We start from the raw sequence: 2,841 nt of genomic DNA, 5'->3' as shown, positions 1-2,841 counted from the left end.
GACATGATAATAAACCCATTGAATTATGGAGTAATAAAGTAATTAAAGAGAAGATAGATTATATTCATAACAATCCTGTAGAAGCAGGGTTGGTTTTTCATCCGGAAGATTATGTATATAGTAGTGCTTTAGATTATTCTGGAGAACAAGGATTGGTAAGAGATGTGACTGTTTTTAGGTTATTAAGTTAGAATAACCACACGAAAGATTCGTGCGGGAGCAGGGTTATTAAGTTAGAATAACCACACGAAAGATTCGTGCGGGAGCAGGGGACTTATACGGATTCTGACAACAATGGTACTATTAATGCTAGTACAGAGATTGTTGAGGAAAGTAATTACTATCCTTTTGGCTTGAAGCATAAAGGGTATAATAACGTGATTTCTTCCAATGGAAACTCGGTCGCACAACGGTTTGGCTATAACGGAAAAGAATTAAATGAGGAACTCGGAATAGATTGGTACGATTTTGGAGCACGTAATTATGATGTGAGTTTGGGACGTTGGATGAATCTTGATCCATTAGCGGAAAAATTTTATGAACATTCACCATTTGTGTATGCATTCAATAATCCAGTCAATTATATTGACCCAGATGGGAAAGCCCCAATTGATCCAAAAAAAGTTATTAAACAATTAAATAATATTGTTGAAAGTATTGATTCATCACTAGATAAGGCTTGGAAGATGAGTTTTAATAAAAATAAAACAAAAGTTAAAGAACATGGTTTCTCGGTATTTAGTAGTACTGTTCAAAATACTGATATTACTATTTCGGGTGTAATAGATTCTGAGGAAACAAAATATGAGGCAAAAAACTTTAAAGTAGGAAATAAAGGTTCAGTTCAATTTTCTTATAGTGATTTTAAAGGGGATAAAGGAGAAGAATTTATTGCTCTCGTTCATACTCATCCATATTCTAAATCAGAAGAAGCCAGAGCAGGCGAGAGTTTATTAGGTGCTGCTTTTTCTGGAGCTGATATTGCAAATATGAGTGATTATGGAGAAGGGAACTCTCAAATTGTGGAGGCAGGAAGTATGAGATTTGCAATGGTAGTAACTGACGTTAAGAAAGCAGGTAAGTTTTTTAAAAATAACTCAAGGGCTACAATACAAAAAAATATGAGGTCCGCATTAAAAGCCTTTTTAAAGGCTGGCCAATCTTGGTCTGAAGCAACTATCAATGCTAATAAATCAGTTTTGAAAAACTCAGGAGTGTCTTTGTATGGAACGACAGATAAGGATAAAAAGAAGTCTAAATTAATTCAAGAATAAATGAAAAAATATATCTTACTTAGTACATTATTAATGATATTGTATTCCTGTATGTATGCACAAGAGGAAAAAAATTATATGAATTTGATTGATAAAGAGATTAGCTATGTGCTTAAAAACTCTGTTTATTCAAATTACAAGGAAAAAATAATGTTTGATGATAAGCCAGGAACCTTATCTGGATTGATGTTGTTATATGATGATAAGGAAATAGAACTTAGAGTTAACGAATTCAAATTTGTTGATAAGAGATTTGATAAGAATTTGAAATGGGAGTTTGATAAGTTAATTAAGGAGAAAGTAGGCAGAGTAATTGTCTATGATAAAAAAGGGAATAAATTATTTGATTCAGATTCCAAAAAGCAGTAATGGGTCAAATTAGCCCCCGCTCCCGCGCGAATCTTTCGTGTGGTAAAGTAGAGATATAGAGAGAGTAAATAAAAACTACGTTAAGAAATTAGCGTAGTTTTTTTATTTTTATTGGAACGCGAGGCATTCGCGCACCAGCTGGGGGGCACCAGCTGGGGGTAACAAAAATTACTCGTAGAACTATGTCATCTCATTTCAGGCATGCAGATGTTAATCATAAAAAAGGAAATGATTACATTATGCACACTAAATCCACAACTCATCGTTTTAACAAAGATGATGGTACTCATCATTATACGACAGTCCAAATAACTACTACTCATGCAATGATTGATAGTGAAGGAGAGATAGGTGATGTATCTGTAACAAGTGAAATTTATACTTATCAAAATGGAGAAAAACCAGGTAATATTAAACTTGACCCCAAAAAAATAAATATGTCTGATGCACCTAGTGAATTTCAAAATTTTGCTCAAGGAATATCTGCTTATAAAAAGTCCAATAAAGAAAGTCCAAGTCAGACGCAAGCTTCTGATAACAAGCAAACTAAAAGCATGGTTGACTTGTTGGCAATTCCTGTCGGAGCTGGAGCAAGTAGTTTGTCTGCTACAAAAGTGGCAAGTGGTTTTTGGGGGGTAACAGTTGGAATGGTAGCATTAGCAATATCAAATGAAATTAAAATCGACCCCACAGAAATTGGAAAGGATTTGGTTCTTGAAAATAAAAAAGAAGTAATTAAAAGTAAAGATGTTAGTTATGAATATTAAAAAAGTTTATTGGTTCATATTATATTATATTATAATGCTTTTTCTCTTGTTTATACTAAGAGAAGATAAAGAGGGAGAATTTAGCACAATATTATTAATATTTTTAAATGTTATTACTATAGTATTTATCTATATAAGTTTTAAGAAATTTAAACATCGGCAGTTTAACATCTGGGCTCTTCCAGTATATCTTATGAGTGTTTATTTCTTATATAAAGTAATGCCATTTACAGATGAAACTTATAATATTCTACAAAAGCTGAATTTAATACTCTTTAGTTTGTTACTTTTTTTTGTTGTTGGGACTTTCAAAGAAAAGGTAGCGTCCTAAATAGGGGTAATGTCTCAATTTAGCCCCGCTCCCCGCTCCCGCACGAATCTTTCGTGTGGTAAGTAGAGATATGTATATAGAGTAAATAAAACTACGTTAA

The 2,841-nt window shown here is 32.8% G+C and carries 3 protein-coding genes and 1 pseudogene; all 4 read left to right on the top strand.

From position 1 onward, the window contains the following. Positions 1–191: pseudogene (locus ACFSRZ_RS11825) on the top strand (transposase); the annotation flags it as partial. A 66-nt stretch (positions 192–257) separates the two neighbouring features. Further along, complete coding sequence (locus ACFSRZ_RS11820; RefSeq protein WP_379666776.1) at positions 258–1,274, top strand: RHS repeat domain-containing protein; 1,017 nt, start codon at positions 258–260, stop codon at positions 1,272–1,274. Then, the gene (locus ACFSRZ_RS11815; protein ID WP_379666775.1) at positions 1,275–1,643 is read left to right on the top strand and encodes a hypothetical protein; all 369 of its coding nucleotides are present in this window, start codon (positions 1,275–1,277) and stop codon (positions 1,641–1,643) included. It abuts the gene before it with no gap. Between the two features lie 182 nt (positions 1,644–1,825). Next, a complete protein-coding gene (locus ACFSRZ_RS11810; RefSeq protein WP_379666774.1) occupies positions 1,826–2,410 on the top strand; it encodes a hypothetical protein in 585 nt (194 codons plus the stop codon). The last annotated feature ends 431 nt before the right edge of the window (positions 2,411–2,841 follow it).

The sequence above is a fragment of the Pseudotenacibaculum haliotis genome (genome assembly GCF_042684245.1).
Taxonomy (GTDB): Bacteria; Bacteroidota; Bacteroidia; order Flavobacteriales; family Flavobacteriaceae; genus Polaribacter; species Polaribacter haliotis_A.
Note: the sequence above shows the minus strand (reverse complement) of the source record. Positions and strands in the feature narration are given on the sequence as shown.